This window comes from uncultured Sphingomonas sp. (assembly GCF_964237155.1).
Taxonomy (GTDB): Bacteria; Pseudomonadota; Alphaproteobacteria; order Sphingomonadales; family Sphingomonadaceae; genus Sphingomonas.
The window spans coordinates 1-13,834 of record NZ_CAXSHH010000021.1 but is presented as its reverse complement, the minus strand read 5'-3'; the positions used below and the strand labels follow the sequence as shown (position 1 = coordinate 13,834).

Genomic DNA, 13,834 nt, shown 5'->3' with positions numbered 1-13,834 from the left:
TTCATGCCTTTATAATGAGCTCAGCGAAGTACAGCATCGGCGTCCACAAGCTGGACGTCATGCATCTGATTTAGATATGCTTCATAATAACCTTTATGGGACGCTCCGACAATCGCCAGCAGCCGCATGCCGGGATAGCGGCCGAGCACATCGCGAATGTTCGCCGCCATGCGTAAGTTACGCGTCTCCCAGTATCCGACATATTGTCGTCCGAACCGCTGCGAGGAAGGCTCGACGAGCGCCGCACCAAAATCTGATTGGTAAGCCAGAGCGGGGGCACTTGGAGCATTATACGCACGGTACATCTTCAGGATGCCGTCGGGCTGCATCAGGTCTTTTTCCAACATCGCGCTTTCGGCCTGTCGGGCGTGGGTCGCCGGATTATCCCATGCGCGTGCGATCGCGTCGGCAGCGGCCTTCCGCTCCGCTGGATCGACGCCATCGGCGGTATCGGCCGAATGGTCGTCCACGCTCCACAAACGCTCCAATCCCAGCCGCGCCGCGAGCACGGCGGACACAAGGTTCGTCTCGTTGCGTCGGTCCTTGGCCTGGGCGAGCGCGACGACCAGCTCGTCGTTCAGTCCGTCGCCTGCGCGTCGTTCAGCCGGAGACAGCCTGAGCCATTGCACCAGCGCCGAACCGGGCTCTCCCGCGGCCAGGAAGATCGCCGCCAGGTGACGCCGTTGCGCCGGGGATGGCGCAGCCGGCCAAGCCGCGAGGAGCCGTTCGGCTTCGGCATTGGCGGCGGGCACATCCAGGCCGGTCGCATGACCAGCCGGCGCGGGGTCGGGACAATAGGCTTGAACTGTCCCGGCGTAGCGCGCTGGATAGCGACGCAGGCCGTCGCATTGGAGGCCTGAAAGGTTTTCCGTCGCGATGGCCGTTGGACGCCATGACGCGAGCCGATCCAGGAGCGGCGACAGCATTATAGGCGTAAAGGTTTCGGGAAGGCCCGAGAGGTGACTCGTGCCAAGCACAAGTACCTGGTTCGGTAAACCGACCGGCGGACCTTTCAGCGTCTCGGGACGGAAGGATGGCCGATATTCCTGCGCCAAGGCGACACCTGATGATAGGAGTAGGAAGCCGATCAATCCGGCATGCAAGCGGCGTACCGAGCGGCCGGAGATGGAACGTCTAAGAAGCAACATGGACGCTCACTACAACAGGTGATCTAGTCAGGCAACACACTAGGACGCTAAAATTCCGCGCGAGTGTTAAAATCAAGGAGCTTTCAAAGCTTCGCTACCACGCCCCAACCGCATCAGCGCCTCGTCGAGCGCCTGCAGGAACCGTGACCGGTCCGCCTTGCCGAACGGGATAGGACCGCGGATCGCGTCGCCACCCGCGCGCAGGTCGGCCATGATCGCGCGGGTGGCGATCGCGCCGCCGATCGAGGCGGCGGTGAAGGGCTTGCCCGTCGGCGACAGCGCGGCCGCGCCCGCCTTCAGCGCGCGGTCCGCCAGGAGGATGTCGCCGGTGATCACCACCGCGCCGGGGCCGGCGCGCTCGGCGATCCAGTCGTCGGCGGCGTCGAACGCGTCGCCCACGACCATCCGCCCGATCAGCGGGTGGTCGGGGACGCGAATGGGGGAGTTGCTGACGATCGTGACGGGCACCCCGTGGCGGAGCGCGACGCGGTAGACCTCGTCCTTGACGGGGCAGGCGTCGGCGTCGACCAGGATGCGCCGACCCGTCACCGCGCCGCTCAGCGGGGCCCGCGTCCCGGCACGCTGCGCGGCTGACCGCGATGCGGCTGGCCGGTACGCGGTCCAGTTGGGCGCTGGCCCGTCGAGCGCGCGTGATGGCGCGGGCCGTCGTTCGAGCGTGGGGGCGGGCCGGAGGGCGCGCCGTCCATTGGCTCGATCGCGATGCCGCTATCGTCCGTTCCCGCCGTGCGGCCGAGCGCCTGCGCGAATCGCCCGGCGACGTCGCCGCGCACCTCGAACTGTGTCTCGTTCGGACCAATGCGGATCGCGCCGATCTCGTCCTTGGACACGTGCCCGCGTCGACAGAGCAGCGGCAGCAGCCAACGCGGATCGGCGTTCTGACGGCGGCCCGCATCCAGCCGGAACCAGGCGGAGGGGCCGAAGTCCCCTCTTTCGATATCTGGGCGCGGCGGACGGCGCTCGGCGCGCTGCTCCGCCGCGATCAGTTCCTCGGGCGGGGGGAGGGCGGAGCGGTGCGCGTGGACGAGCGCGGCGGCGATCTCGGCGGGCGTCTTCTCGCTCAGCAGACGCTCGGCGAGCGCCCGGTCCTCCTCGTCGACCTCGACCGGGGCGAGGAGCTTGACGAGCAGGCGGTCGCGGTCGGCGGCGCGGATCGCCTCGGGAGTCGGCGGCTGGATCCAGCTCGCCTCGATCCGCGCGCCGCGCAACATGCCCTCGACCCGGCGGCGGCGCGGGTAGGGGACGATGATGACGGCGGTGCCCTTCGCGCCCGCGCGGCCGGTGCGGCCCGATCGGTGCTGGAGGACCTCGGCGTCGCGCGGCACCTCGACATGGACGACGAGCGACAGGCCGGGCAGGTCGATGCCGCGCGCCGCCACGTCGGTCGCGACGCAGACGCGCGCGCGGCCGTCGCGCAGCGCCTGGAGCGCGTGGTTGCGCTCAGACTGGCTATGCTCGCCCGACAGCGCCACCGCGCCGAAGCCGCGCTCGTTCAACGACGCATGCAGGTGGCGGACATTGTCGCGCGTCGCGCAGAACAGGATCGCGGTCTCCGCCTCATGCAGGCGAAGCAGGTTGACGACGACGTTCTCGATGTCGGCGGGCGCGCAGGTCACCGCCTGGTAGGCGATGTCGCCATGCCCGCGCTCGCCCGCCGTGGTCTCGATCCGGTGCGCGTCGCGCTGGTAGGTGCGCGCGAGCGCGACGATCGGGCGAGGGATGGTCGCGGAGAACAGGAGCGTGCGCCGTTCGGCCGGGGTCGCGTCGAGGATCTGCTCCAGGTCCTCGCGAAAGCCCATGTCGAGCATCTCGTCCGCCTCGTCGAGCACCGCCGCGCGCAGGGCGGACAGGTCGAGGCTGCCGCGCTCCAGATGGTCGCGCAACCGGCCGGGCGTGCCGACGACGATATGCGCGCCATGGTTCAGCGAGCGCCGCTCCTTGGACGCGTCCATCCCGCCGACGCAGGTGACGACCCGCCCGCGCGCGCCCTCGTAAAGCCAGTTCAGCTCGGTCGCGACCTGCAGCGCCAGCTCGCGCGTCGGCGCGATGGCGAGCGCCAGCGGCTTGGCGGCGACCGGCAGCTTGCCGTCCTCGTCGAGCAGTTCGTTCGCGAAGGCGAGCCCGAAGGCCACGGTCTTGCCCGACCCGGTCTGGGCGGAGACGAGCAGGTCGCGCCCACGCGCGGCCTCGTCGAGCACCGCCGCCTGGACGGGAGTGGGGTCGGCATAGCCGCGCGCGGACAATGCCGCGGCAAGCGCGGCGGGTAGTGTGGGGAATGTCATGAACGTGACCAAATGGCCCTTATCGACCGCCGGGGCAAGTGGCGCGCCCGCCCCGCTCCCTTGACGGGGGGCGTTCGCGCACGTCATGGGCGCGCATGAACCCCTTCCTCTCCGACCCGCACGGCATGCAGCGCCGGGGCGTCCTGTTCGTGCTGTCCTCGCCGTCGGGAGCGGGCAAGTCGACGATCGCCAGGAAGCTCCTCGCCGCCGAGCCCGAGCTGGAGATGTCGGTTTCCGCCACCACCCGCGCGATGCGGCCGGGCGAGGAGGACGGGCGCGACTACCATTTCGTTGACCTCGACCGCTTCCGTAGGATGGTCGCGGACCACGAGTTCCTGGAATGGGCGCACGTGTTCGGCCAGCGTTACGGCACCCCGCGCGCGGCGGTCGACGCGATGCTGGCGTCGGGGCGCGACGTGCTGTTCGACATCGACTGGCAGGGCGCGCAGCAGCTCCACCAGATCGCGGGCGGCGACGTGGTGCGCGTGTTCATCCTGCCCCCCTCGATGGAGGAGCTCCACGAGCGCCTGCTCCGCCGTGCGACCGACGCGGTCGAAGTGATCGACGCCCGCATGGCGCGCGCCGCGAACGAGGTCAGCCATTGGGACGGATATGACTACGTCCTGGTCAATGAGGATGTGGAGGGGTGTTTCGAGCGCGTCCGCACGATCCTGGCGGCCGAACGGCTGAAGCGCTCGCGTCAGACGGGGCTGATCGGCTTCATCCGCAAGCTCACGACGGTGTCCTGACCGCCTCCAGGAAGCGGACCCCCGCGTCGAACTCCGCCCGCCGCGCCGCGCGCGCCTGGGTCGCGAGCGCGTCCTCGCCCCACAGCTCCGCCTGCCAATCCTCATCGACGGTCGATGCCGCCCACACCGCGTCCGCCGTCATCGCGCGCTCCGCCAGCGCCAGCGCGAGCACGAGCGAGCCGGTGATCGTCACCACCGGCGACAACGCCGCGAGCGTCCAGGCGTCCCGCGCCGCGATCGCGTCGCTCAGCCGCTGGATCGTGAGCGCTGGCTGGGCGACGTGCATCACTCCGGTCGCGACGGCGAAGTGAGCGTCGTACCGCCCGCTTGCCCAGGTCAGCGGCGCATCCCACGCCGCCGCCTGGCGCTCCACGAGCGGCTCGGGGCCTGCCGCGCGGTAGCACAGCAGATCGCTCTCGCCATAGCGCGCCAGCCCGGCGGCGAAGGTCGCGGGATCGGGCGCGATCCGGTCGATCGCGGCGTTGGCGAGCCCGGTGAGCGGCATCGCGCGCGGGTCCACCACCTCGCCCACCGCGCGCCACTCATCCGCGACCGCCGTCGCGAGCGCATCGGTCGGAAGCGCGAGCGGCGCGCGGCCGGGGGTACGCACCGGCCGCCCGTCGAGCGCGACCACCCGGTCGGGGCCGACGCTCACCGCGTTCCAGAACCGCTTCATCCGCCGGGCGGAGTCCGCCACCGCCGGGCCATCGCGCGCGGCACCGACGCGATCATCAGCAGCGCGGAGATGACGATCGCCGCGCCGATCACGCGCGGGATCGTGCCCACGCTACGCCCGATCAGCACTAGCCCGAACACCGCCCCCGCGACGCCCGCGAGCTCGACCGCTGCCATGGTATAGTAACGGCGGCGCGCCAGCAGCTCGTCGGGATCGTTCACGACGCCCCCAGCAGGCGCGGCAGATCACGCGGAACGGTCGCGACGACATCGGCCCCGGCGGCGATCAACTCATCGACCGCGTGATAGCCCCAGGCGACCCCGACCGCCCGCGTCCCCGCCGCGCGGCCCATGGCCATGTCGAAGCTGGTGTCGCCGATCATCACGCAGTCGGCGGGCGCGGCCCCGACCTCGGCCATCGCGGCGAGCGCCATCGCCGGGTCGGGCTTGGACGGATGCCGGTCGGCGGTCTGGAGCGTCGCGAACCGGTCTGCGATCCCGTGCGCGTCCAGAACGTGCACGAGCCCGCGATCGGATTTTCCCGTCGCGACGCCCAACGTCCAGCCCCGCCCGCGCAAGCCGTCCAGCACCTCCGCCACCCCGTCGAACAGCGGTTCGTCGTCGAGCCGGGAGTCCGCCCGCATCGCGCGGAACACCTGTTTATACTCCTCCGCCAGCCGCCTGTGGAACGCGTCGTCCCGGTCCGGGCTCAGCACCCGCACCGCCTCCACCAGGCTCAGCCCCACGATGCGCCGAACGGCCGCGCGCGGCGGCGGCGCGGCGTCGTGCAGCGCGAACGCCCGCTCCATCGCCCGGCAGATGTTCGCCTGGCTGTCGACGAGCGTCCCATCGCAGTCGAAGATGGCGAGGCGGACGGGGCTTGGCACGGGAAGGTCCATAGGCGCGCGACGCGCCGGCGCAAGCGGAGTAAAGGGCCGCGGCCGTTCGGAACGGGCATTCCGCAGATGTAGGAATGGTAAGAAAGTTTTTTCGGAGACTAACGTGCGTGATGGAATGCAGATCGAATCTATAATATGAGTTTGACATAGTAAAAAAAGGAAGTGGGGTCATGGCGCGCTTCTATTTCCAATTTCCCGAGCGCGGACCGACATTCGAGGATCACGACGGTATCGAGTTGATCGACTTGGATGCGGCCAGGCAGCAAGCCATTTGTTCGGCGGACGCCGTTATTGGCGCCGAAGTGAAAACAGGTGAACTTTGCGTGGGTTGCCGCGTCGACATCATCAAAGTCGCCGGCAAGACTTTCGCGACTGTCCCGATAAAGGACACCGTCAAGATCGACGCCCGCTGACGCTTCTTCGATCGTCAGTTCACCGCTCGCCCCGCCCGCGGCGCTCCCCGCGCCGCGCTTTCCGCACCGATTTGGCGTGCGCCTTGGACCGCGTCTTGATCAGCTCCTTGGACGGCGGCACCTTTTCATTATCGTCGGGAAGGAAGTTGCCCGTCATCTCCTCGAAGCCGAGCGCTGCGAGGCTCTCGGCGAAGTGCGTCGGTAGTTCGGCCGTCACGTCGATCGACCCGCCGTCGGGATGGTCCACGCGGATGCGCCTGGCGTGGAGGTGCATCTTGCGGCTGATCCCGCCCGTCAGGAACGCGGCGGGGCCGCCGTATTTGCCGTCGCCGACGATCGGGTGGCCGATCGCGGCCATATGGACGCGCAGCTGGTGGGTGCGCCCGGTGAAGGGCTGGAGCTCGACCCAGGCGGTGCGGTTGCCCGCGCGCTCGATCACGCGGTAGCGGGTGCGCGCGGCTAGCCCCTCCGCCTCGTCGACATGCATCTTCTCGCCGCCGGTGCCGGGCTGCTTGGCGATGGGCAACTCGACCAGCCCGTCATCGATCGAGGGGACGTCGACGACCAGCGCCCAATAGGTCTTGCGCGCGGTGCGGCTCGAGAAAGCCTTGGCGAAGAACCCCGCGGCGCGGGCGGAGCGCGCCACGAGCAGCGCGCCCGACGTGTCCTTGTCGAGCCGGTGGACGAGCTTGGGCCGCGCGTCCCCTTCGGCGAACGCGTCGAGCAGGCCGTCGACATGCTCGGTCGTCTTGGTTCCGCCCTGCGTCGCCAAGCCCGGCGGCTTGTTGAGCACCAGCGCGGCGGCGTCGCGGTGGATGACCATCTCGCTGACATAGGCGACCTGGTCGTCGGTCAGCGGCACCCGCTCGCGGACGGGCTTCTCGTCGATGCGCACCGGCTCGGGCGGCGGGACGCGGAGCACCTGGCCCGCGGCGATGCGGTCGCCCGGGCCGACGCGCGCGCCATCCAAGCGGATCTGGCCCGTACGCGCCCATTTGGCGACGGCGGTGAAGCTGGTGTCGGGCAGGTGCCGCTTGAACCAGCGGTCGACGCGGATGCCGTCATCGTCATAGCCGATGGGGAACTGGCGCACGGTGTCCGTCATGCGATCGTCCTTGCGAGCTGGAGGCCCAGCACCAGCGCAACGATCGAACCCAGTACCGACAGGAGCACATAGGCGGCCGCCATGCCCATCGCGCCCCGTTCGGCCATCTGGACGGCGTCGAGCGAGAACGCGGAAAAGGTCGTGAAACCGCCCAGCAATCCGACCCCCGCAAAGGCTCGCCAGCCCTCGACGATCGCACCGCGAGCAAGCAGCCCCGCGAGCACGCCCATCAGCAAGCCGCCGAGCAGATTCACGAACAGGGTAGCGTAGGGATAGCCGGGCCCGGCGATCGCGACGGCCGCGCGCCCGCACAAATGGCGCGCTCCCGACCCGATCGCCCCGCCGGCCATGACGAGAAGCAAGGACATGAGCGCCCGTTACCCTGTTTCGGGCGTGGGGGCGAGGTGCGGTGTTCCGGCGTCTTCGGGACCACGATCAGCCCGCGTCGGCGATCGCGTCCATACCGGCGCGGAGCTGCGGAAGGCGACGACGCGCATGGAGCGGCCGGGCTCGTCCACGCCCGCCGCCTCGATTACGCGCATCCGGGTGGAGGGCGGCGGTTAAATCATCCAGCACGAAAAAGGGCACCGCGATCCGGTCGCGATGCCCTCTTTGGTTCATCGCCTTGGTTCAGCGGCAGCGGCGGCTGCTCGAACCCCGATCGATCGCGCGGCCGGCGAGCGCACCCGCGGCGGCGCCGCCCAGCGTGCCGATCGTCCGGTCGCCGCCGGTGTCGATCGTGCGGCCTAGCAACGCGCCCGCCACGCCGCCGACGACCAGGCCGGTGGTGCCGTCGGGCTTGCGGCAACGCAGGCGACCACGGTCGTCGCGATACTCGCGGTACTTGTAGCGGCGCTGGGCGTCGGCGACGTCGGGCACCGTCAGGGCGGGGACCACCATCGCGGTGCAGCCCAGGGCGAGCAGGATCTTACGCATGGAACACTCCTTGTTTGAACATTACGAGGAAATAACGAGGCGGGTGTAGCGGCGGTTGCATGAACCCAAAACAACGTCTCCGTAGGCTGTGCGTAATGCTAAGGCATCACGCTGGTCGCTTGACGCATTTGGCTTGAGATTCCCTTAGCATTCAGGCCGGGAATGGGCGGGGCTCTTCCAGCACCGCCAAGGCGCGCTGCCATATGCCGACATCGATCCAGCGGTCGTGCTTCCACCCGATCGCCGGATTGACGCCGACGAGCGCGAAGCCGAGCCGCTCGTGCAGCCGAACCGAGGGATCGTTCGGCAGCGCGATGATCGCCACCGCTTGGGTGAAACCCGCTTTCGTCAGCCGCGCGAGCAGTTCCTCGTACAAGGCGCGCCCGACCCCGCGTCCTTGCGCATCGTCCGCCAGGTACACCGTCGTCTCGACCGCCCAATCATAAGCCGCGCGAGTCCGGAAAGCGGAGGCATAGGCGTAGCCGAGCACGTGCCCGTCCTCCTCCGCCACCAGCCATGGGTGGCGCGCTCCGCCCGCCGCCATGCGCCGCGCCATCTCGGCGGCGTCGGGCGGGTCGAGCTCGAACGAGATCACCCCGTCGGTCACGTAGGGCGCGTACACCGCCGCGATCGCGACGGCATCGTCCGTTCGCGCGGGCCGGACCCGAATCACGCGTCCGGTCGGATCACCAGCCCAGCCGCGAAAGGATCAGGTCGAGCAGCTTCACGTCCATCGCCTCCGCCGTCACCGGCCCCAGCCCGGCGCATTCAATGCAGCGCGCCTGCACCGATCCGCCGGTCGCGAGCATCCGGGCGTCCGCCACCGCCCGCGCCAGCAGCAGCCGCCGCTCCGCCGCGATCCGCCCGAACGCGTCGCCCGTCGGCGCGCCGGCCCCCGACTGCCCACTTTGCGCCTCCTCGGGGTCGGAGCGGAACGATGAGGCGAGCTGCGCGGCCCAGCCGGGCTCCTTTTCCAGATAGACGGTGCGCACCGCCTTGGGATCGAGCCGGGCGCGGCGCGCGGCCTCGGCCACCGCGTCGGACAGCCCGCCGAAGCGGTCGACCAGGCCGATCTGCCGCGCGGTGCCGCCGTCCCAGACGCGGCCCTGGCCGATCTCGTCGACCCGCTGCGGCATCAGCTTGCGTGCCGCGGCGACCCGGCCGATGAACTGGCGGTACCCGTTCTCGATCGCCGATTGCAGCACGGTGTCGACCGCGGCGTTCGTCCCCGCCAGCACGTCCGGCTGCCCCGACAACGGCGTGGTCCTGACCCCGTCCGACGTCACCCCGATCTTGGCGAGCGACCGTTCGAAAGTGGGAACGACGCCGAAGATGCCGATCGACCCGGTGATCGTGTTGGGTTCGGCGAAGATCGTGTCGCCCGCCGTCGCGACCCAATAGCCGCCCGACGCCGCCAGCCCGCCCATCGAGATGACCACGGGCAGGCCGCGCCGCTTCGCCTCGACCAGCGCCAGCCGGATCCGCTCGCTGGCCAGGGCGGAGCCGCCGGGCGAGTCCACGCGCACCACCAACGCCTTCAGGTTCCCGGTCGCGAGGCCGTCGAGCACCGCCTTGGCGATGGTGTCGCCCGCCGCCGTGCCGGGACCCGCCCGGCCGTCGATGATGTTGCCCGCGACGGTGACGATCCCGATCGCGTCGCCGCTCGTCCGCATGCGGTTGGCGGACAGCCACTGGTCGTAGCCGATCCGCCTGAACCAGCCCGCGCCCTTGCTCGCGTCGGTCCCCGCCAGCTGCGCCACGCGCTTGCCGAACGCGATCCGGTCGCCGAGCTTGTCGACGATCCCCGCCTGGAGGTTCGCGCGCGCGATGTCGCCGCCCGCCGCGACGATCACCCGGTCGGGCTGGGTCAGGAACGCGTCGATCGCCGCGCGCGGCCGCGCCCGGCGGATCGCGTCGCGCCATTGCCCGAACAGCGACCCGTATAGCGCCTCGCTCGCCTGGCGCGATTCGGGCGACTGGCCGGTCAACAGCAGCGGCTCGACCGCCGCCTTGTAGCGCCCCACGCGGTAGATGTGCGCGTTGACGCCCAGCCGGTCGAGCAGGCCCTTCAGGTACGGCTGCGAACCGCCCGGCCCGGTGAAGATCGTGCCGCCCATCGGGTCGATCCACACCTCGCTCGCCGCGGCGGCGAGGCGGTATCCCGCGTCCGTATAACCGGTGGCGTAGGCGAGCACGGGCTTGCCGGAGTTCCGCACGCGGACCAGCGCGTCGGCGACCTCGGACAAGGCCGCGGGATACCCGCCGCCGAACCCGTCCAGGTCGAGCACCACCGCCTTGACGCGCGCGTCCGTGCGCGCCGCGTCGATCGCGCGGACCACGTCGCGGAGGCGATATTGGACGGGCACGACCTGCCCCGACAGGGCGGCGAAGGGGGCGGGCTCCGACGGCTGCTCGACGATCGGCCCGTTCAGGTCGAGCAGCAGCGCGCCCTCGCCGACGGCCTTGCCGCCCGGCCTGGCGGCGAGCGCGGCGAAGAGGAGGCCGAAGAACAGCAGCATGGCGATCAGGACGAGCGCGTCCTTGATCCCCACCAACAACCGCCAGGCGCCGCGTACCAGCTTCACGTTTCAGTCTCCGCACGGCGGCGAGGGCAGGCCGTATTCCGCTTGGTCTTGGCGTAAGTGTCGTACGGGGGCAATACGCATTTGCGCCGGGCGGCGACCGGCCTTGCCCGGTCGACTCGCCCAAGCACGGCCGGCGTGGCCGCGAGGCTACGTCCGACGACGCGGCTTTGCCGCGGCGCGCCCCTGAAGTCGATCACCGCCTGTCCAACCCGTTTCCCCTCCGCTAGGCCGCGCCCGCCATGTCCGCGCCCGCCATCCTCCCCACCGGCGACATCGCCGCGCCCGCGACATGGCGCGGGGAGCTCCGCGCGCTGGCCCTGCTCGCCGCGCCCTTGGTCGGCGCGAACCTGCTCCAGATGGCGGTGTACGCGGTCGACGTCGTGTTCGTCGCGCGGCTGGGCGAGGTCGAGTTCGCCGCCGCGACGCTCGGCGTGTACCTGTACGGCCTGGTCCTGTGGGCGCTGACCGGCCTGACCGGGGCGGTCGCGCCGATCGTCGCCGCCGAGCTCGGCCAGCGTCGCCATGCGGTGCGCGAGGTCCGGCGGTCGTTCCGGATGGCGATGTGGCTGTCCGCGCTCGCGGGCGCGCCGTTCCTGCTGCTGCTGGCGCATGGGGAATGGCTGCTCGGCGCGGCGGGGCAGGACCCGCGCGTCGCGGCGCGCGCCGACGCGTTCCTCGACATCCTGCTATGGGCATTGATCCCCGCCGTCCTGACCGGCGTGATGCGCACCGTCGCCGCCGCGCTCGGCCGCCCGGCCTACGCGCTCGTCATCGCCGGGGTCGCGGTGGGCGTGGCGGTGCTCGCCAATTGGCTGCTCGTGTTCGGCGCGGGGCCGGTCCCGGCGCTTGGGCTGGAGGGCGCGGCGCTCGCCAGCCTCGTGACCAGCGTCGCGATGATGCTCGCCTATGTCGCGGTCCTGCTCCGGGACGCGAAGCTCCGTCGCTGGCACTTGTTCGGCCGCTGGTGGGTCCCGGAGCGCGCGCGCATCGGGCAGATTGTCCGGCTGGGCGCGCCCATCGCGGTCACCGTCACCCTCGAGGGCGCCCTGTTCGGCGGGGCGGGGCTGCTGATGGGGTTGATCGGCGTCACGGAGGTGGCGGCGCACGCGGTCGCGCTCAACATCGCCTCCCTCGCCTTCATGATCCCGCTCGGCATCGGGCAGGCGGCGACGATCCGCGTGGGGTTGGCCTACGGCGCGGCCGACCGCGCCTGGATCGGGCGCGCCGGGTGGACCGCGCTGGCGGTGGGGATCGGCTTCATGGCCGTCACCTCGTCGCTGATCCTGCTCGCGCCGCGCCCGTTCGTGTCGATCTATCTCGACATGGACGATCCCGCCAACGCCGAAGTTATCGAACTCGCGCTTCAATTTCTGGTGCTCGCCGCAATGTTCCAACTCTTCGACGGCGCGCAGGCGGTCGCGGCCGGGGTGCTGCGCGGGGTGCAGGACACGCGCGTCCCCATGCTGATCGCGCTGTTCGGTTATTGGGCGGCCGGGTTCGGCGTCGCGCTGCTGCTCGGCTTCGCGGCGGGATGGGACGGGATTGGCATCTGGACGGGCCTCGCGGTCGGGCTCGCGGTCGTGTCGCTGCTGCTCGGCTGGCGATGGACCATGCGCGAGCGGCTCGGGCTTCTACCTGCCTGACGATCCGTTCATAAAATACGTCCGGCACCGTTGACGCGCTGGAGATCGGGGCACATATGCGCGGTGTTGGCACTCCTGATCGGGGAGTGCCAAGAAACCTTCACAATTCATCAGGAAAGGGCAGCGCCATGAACTTTCGTCCGTTGCACGACCGCGTCCTCGTTCGCCGCGTCGAAGCCGAAGAGAAGACCGCGGGCGGGATCATCATCCCCGACAACGCCAAGGAAAAGCCCCAGGAGGGCGAAGTCGTCGCCGCCGGCACCGGCGCGCGCTCCGACACCGGCGAGATCCACCCGCTGGAGGTCAAGGCCGGCGACAAGATCCTGTTCGGCAAATGGTCGGGCACCGAGGTCAAGGTCGACGGCGAGGAACTGCTGATCATGAAGGAATCGGATATCCTCGGTATCGTCCAGGCCTGACTTCCTCGACCTCTTCCGCCTTCGTTGGCGTGAACTTTAGTGAACTTCCACTCTTACTGAAAGGGTAGCCATCATGGCAGCCAAGGACGTTAAATTCAGCCGCGACGCGCGCGAGCGCATCCTGCGCGGCGTCGACATCCTCGCCGACGCGGTCAAGGTGACGCTCGGCCCCAAGGGCCGCAACGTCGTCATCGACAAGAGCTTCGGCGCGCCGCGCATCACCAAGGACGGCGTCACCGTCGCCAAGGAGATCGAGCTCAAGGACAAGTTCGAGAACATGGGCGCGCAGATGCTGCGCGAGGTGGCGTCGAAGACCAACGACGTCGCGGGTGACGGTACCACCACCGCCACCGTCCTCGCCCAGGCGATCGTCCGCGAGGGCATGAAGTCGGTCGCGGCCGGCATGAACCCGATGGACCTGAAGCGCGGCATCGACATGGCCGTCATCAAGGTCGTCGAGGACCTGAAGAACCGCTCCAAGCCCGTCGCGGGCACGCAGGAGATCGCCCAGGTCGGCATCATCTCCGCGAACGGCGACACCGTCGTCGGCGAGAAGATCGCCGAGGCGATGGAGAAGGTCGGCAAGGAAGGCGTGATCACCGTCGAGGAAGCGAAGGGCCTCGATTTCGAGCTCGACGTCGTCGAGGGCATGCAGTTCGACCGCGGCTACCTCAGCCCGTACTTCATTACCAACCCGGAGAAGATGTCGGTCGAGCTGAGCGATCCATACATCCTGATCCACGAGAAGAAGCTGTCGAACCTGCAGGCGATGCTCCCGATCCTGGAAGCCGTCGTCCAGTCGGGGCGGCCCCTCCTGATCATCGCCGAGGACATCGAGGGCGAGGCGCTCGCCACGCTCGTGGTCAACAAGCTGCGCGGCGGTCTGAAGGTCGCGGCCGTCAAGGCGCCGGGCTTCGGCGATCGCCGCAAGGCGATGCTCGAGGACATCGCCGTCCTGACCA

General features: G+C 69.8%; 17 protein-coding genes. 5 read left to right on the top strand and 12 right to left on the bottom strand.

Translation table 11 applies throughout. The features are described 5' to 3' along the window. Positions 1-20: 20 nt before the first annotated feature. The 3 genes from ACFE71_RS06925 to ACFE71_RS06915 form a co-directional block, all read right to left on the bottom strand. A complete protein-coding gene (locus tag ACFE71_RS06925) occupies positions 21-1,148 on the bottom strand; it encodes a DUF5694 domain-containing protein (RefSeq protein WP_375428075.1) in 1,128 nt (375 codons plus the stop codon). A 72-nt stretch (positions 1,149-1,220) separates the two neighbouring features. Next, positions 1,221-1,697, bottom strand: a complete 477-nt coding sequence (locus ACFE71_RS06920; protein ID WP_375428074.1) for a YaiI/YqxD family protein — start codon at positions 1,695-1,697, stop codon at positions 1,221-1,223. Between the two features lie 8 nt (positions 1,698-1,705). Further along, a complete protein-coding gene (locus tag ACFE71_RS06915; RefSeq protein ID WP_375428073.1) occupies positions 1,706-3,448 on the bottom strand; it encodes a DEAD/DEAH box helicase in 1,743 nt (580 codons plus the stop codon). A gap of 95 nt (positions 3,449-3,543) precedes the next feature. Between ACFE71_RS06915 and gmk the strand changes: the two genes are divergently transcribed. Next, on the top strand, positions 3,544-4,197 hold the full coding sequence (gene gmk, locus ACFE71_RS06910; protein WP_375428072.1) for a guanylate kinase: 654 nt from the start codon (positions 3,544-3,546) through the stop codon (positions 4,195-4,197). Here the strand turns inward: gmk and ACFE71_RS06905 are convergent. Genes ACFE71_RS06905 through ACFE71_RS06895 form a run of 3 tightly spaced genes read right to left on the bottom strand, consistent with a single transcriptional unit; the run spans position 4,181 to position 5,771 of the window. Continuing rightward, positions 4,181-4,873: an ATP12 family chaperone protein gene (locus tag ACFE71_RS06905; RefSeq protein WP_375428095.1), complete on the bottom strand. Its 693-nt coding sequence runs from the start codon at positions 4,871-4,873 to the stop codon at positions 4,181-4,183. The genes gmk and ACFE71_RS06905 overlap by 17 nt on opposite strands. Beyond that, positions 4,870-5,094: a hypothetical protein gene (locus ACFE71_RS06900; protein ID WP_375428071.1), complete on the bottom strand. Its 225-nt coding sequence runs from the start codon at positions 5,092-5,094 to the stop codon at positions 4,870-4,872. The genes ACFE71_RS06905 and ACFE71_RS06900 overlap by 4 nt, the downstream gene beginning before the upstream one ends. Beyond that, positions 5,091-5,771 carry an HAD-IA family hydrolase gene (locus ACFE71_RS06895; RefSeq protein WP_375428070.1) on the bottom strand — a complete coding sequence of 227 codons (681 nt, stop codon included), beginning with the start codon at positions 5,769-5,771 and terminating at the stop codon, positions 5,091-5,093. Before ACFE71_RS06895 ends, ACFE71_RS06900 begins: the two co-directional genes overlap by 4 nt. Positions 5,772-5,941: 170 nt before the next feature. Between ACFE71_RS06895 and ACFE71_RS06890 the strand changes: the two genes are divergently transcribed. Further along, on the top strand, positions 5,942-6,184 hold the full coding sequence (locus ACFE71_RS06890; protein WP_375428069.1) for a DUF6894 family protein: 243 nt from the start codon (positions 5,942-5,944) through the stop codon (positions 6,182-6,184). Between the two features lie 19 nt (positions 6,185-6,203). Here ACFE71_RS06890 and ACFE71_RS06885 read toward each other — a convergent pair whose 3' ends face one another. From ACFE71_RS06885 to sppA, 6 genes are all read right to left on the bottom strand, one after another. Then, positions 6,204-7,289, bottom strand: a complete 1,086-nt coding sequence (locus ACFE71_RS06885) for an RluA family pseudouridine synthase (RefSeq protein WP_375428068.1) — start codon at positions 7,287-7,289, stop codon at positions 6,204-6,206. Continuing rightward, the gene (locus ACFE71_RS06880) at positions 7,286-7,657 is read right to left on the bottom strand and encodes a fluoride efflux transporter FluC (protein ID WP_375428067.1); all 372 of its coding nucleotides are present in this window, start codon (positions 7,655-7,657) and stop codon (positions 7,286-7,288) included. Before ACFE71_RS06880 ends, ACFE71_RS06885 begins: the two co-directional genes overlap by 4 nt. Before the next feature lie 67 nt (positions 7,658-7,724). After that, a complete protein-coding gene (locus ACFE71_RS06875; protein ID WP_375428066.1) occupies positions 7,725-7,910 on the bottom strand; it encodes a hypothetical protein in 186 nt (61 codons plus the stop codon). 9 nt (positions 7,911-7,919) lie between these two features. Continuing rightward, on the bottom strand, positions 7,920-8,225 hold the full coding sequence (locus tag ACFE71_RS06870) for a glycine zipper 2TM domain-containing protein (protein WP_375428065.1): 306 nt from the start codon (positions 8,223-8,225) through the stop codon (positions 7,920-7,922). A 151-nt stretch (positions 8,226-8,376) separates the two neighbouring features. Next, complete coding sequence (locus tag ACFE71_RS06865) at positions 8,377-8,898, bottom strand: arsinothricin resistance N-acetyltransferase ArsN1 family B (RefSeq protein ID WP_375428064.1); 522 nt, start codon at positions 8,896-8,898, stop codon at positions 8,377-8,379. Positions 8,899-8,911: 13 nt separating this feature from the next. Next, the gene (gene sppA, locus ACFE71_RS06860) at positions 8,912-10,810 is read right to left on the bottom strand and encodes a signal peptide peptidase SppA (protein ID WP_375428063.1); all 1,899 of its coding nucleotides are present in this window, start codon (positions 10,808-10,810) and stop codon (positions 8,912-8,914) included. A gap of 239 nt (positions 10,811-11,049) precedes the next feature. Between sppA and ACFE71_RS06855 the strand changes: the two genes are divergently transcribed. From ACFE71_RS06855 to groEL, 3 genes are all read left to right on the top strand, one after another. Continuing rightward, on the top strand, positions 11,050-12,453 hold the full coding sequence (locus ACFE71_RS06855; protein ID WP_375428062.1) for an MATE family efflux transporter: 1,404 nt from the start codon (positions 11,050-11,052) through the stop codon (positions 12,451-12,453). Between the two features lie 128 nt (positions 12,454-12,581). Then, a complete protein-coding gene (groES, locus tag ACFE71_RS06850) occupies positions 12,582-12,872 on the top strand; it encodes a co-chaperone GroES (protein ID WP_375428061.1) in 291 nt (96 codons plus the stop codon). A gap of 73 nt (positions 12,873-12,945) precedes the next feature. After that, a partial coding sequence (gene groEL / locus ACFE71_RS06845) for a chaperonin GroEL (protein ID WP_375428060.1) occupies positions 12,946-13,834 on the top strand: 889 nt, incomplete at its 3' end.